General features: G+C 44.3%; 2 protein-coding genes. One reads left to right on the top strand and one right to left on the bottom strand.

The window, feature by feature from the left end; genetic code table 11:
• Positions 1–234 precede the first annotated feature (234 nt).
• Positions 235–486, top strand: a complete 252-nt coding sequence (locus A3738_RS10530; RefSeq protein WP_068475967.1) for a TIGR03643 family protein — start codon at positions 235–237, stop codon at positions 484–486.
• A 97-nt stretch (positions 487–583) separates the two neighbouring features.
• Here the strand turns inward: A3738_RS10530 and A3738_RS10525 are convergent.
• A partial coding sequence (locus A3738_RS10525; RefSeq protein ID WP_156504187.1) for an ABC transporter ATP-binding protein occupies positions 584–1,151 on the bottom strand: 568 nt, incomplete at its 5' end.

Raw genomic sequence — 1,151 nt, 5'->3', positions numbered from 1 at the left:
GCGCACTGCCATCCCTGTTCTCGTATGGAAAAATCATTGGGGAAAGGGACTCTACTCGCGATGTATGGCAGAGGCGGCTATTGCGCAAAAGTGATTCAAGGCGGTGAACTTAAAATTGGCGATGAAGTTCGCGTAACACAACTTCAACGAGAATTGTTTTAGACACCCGCAATAGATCATAAACCTCTTTTGATTCCTACACGTATACCTTTCAAATAATTGAGCGAGGCGTGTATGGCTCTATCAGCCGAAGATATCTCTAGAATCATTGAAATGGCATGGGAAGATCGCACCCCCTTTGAAGCCATCAAACATCAATATGACATGAATGAATCGGAAGTCATTCGATTCATGCGCCGTCAACTTAAACCTTCTAGCTTTCGTCATTGGCGCACGCGTGTGTCATCGCGCACCACGAAGCATTTGAAACTCCGTAACCCAGACATCTCTCGAGGGTATTGCTCCACACAGTACAAGCAACGCTAGTAATTAACAGGCAAAAAAATGCCCACGTTAAAGTGGGCAAGAACACGAGACAATTTACTCTGATAAGCAAACTCGTAATGAGTGAATCAATCAGCAACTATGCTGCATTCGAATCGGTTTGATCTGTAACGACCTTCTCAGAAGACTCTTCTTTTTTCTTATGCTTATCGACAGACTCAACTTTTTTCTGTTTTTCATATAAGAAGGTAAGTACTTCATGACGATAGTGGTTGTACTCAGGATTATCTGCCAACGCCAAACGATCACGAGGTCGATCTAGTTTCACATCTAAGATCTCGCCAATCGTTGCCGCTGGTCCGTTAGTCATCATCACAATGCGATCAGACAATAGAACAGCTTCGTCAACATCGTGCGTGATCATAATAACTGTGTTACCAAGCTCGGCATGAATCTCCATAAGAGAATCCTGCAAGTGAGCCCGTGTTAACGCATCGAGTGCACCGAAAGGTTCATCCATGAGCAATACTTTTGGCTCCATCGCCAAAGCTCGTGCGATACCAACACGTTGCTTCATACCACCGGAAATTTCAGAAGGTAATTTATCCAAGGCATGGGTCATGTGCACTAATTCAAGATTATGATGCACCCAGTCTTTCATCTCAGCCTTACTGCGACCGTTACTTGTTTGTTTCACCGCTAGCTCA

Source organism: Oleiphilus sp. HI0066 (assembly GCF_001635725.1).
The sequence above is the reverse complement of the archived record's forward strand: the minus strand, read 5'-3'. Positions and strand labels throughout refer to the sequence as shown.

Coding starts and splice junctions, on each gene's coding strand:
- A3738_RS10530 (WP_068475967.1), top strand. CDS start 235: ATGGCTCTATCAGCCGAAGATATCTCTAGAATCATTGAAATGGCATGG.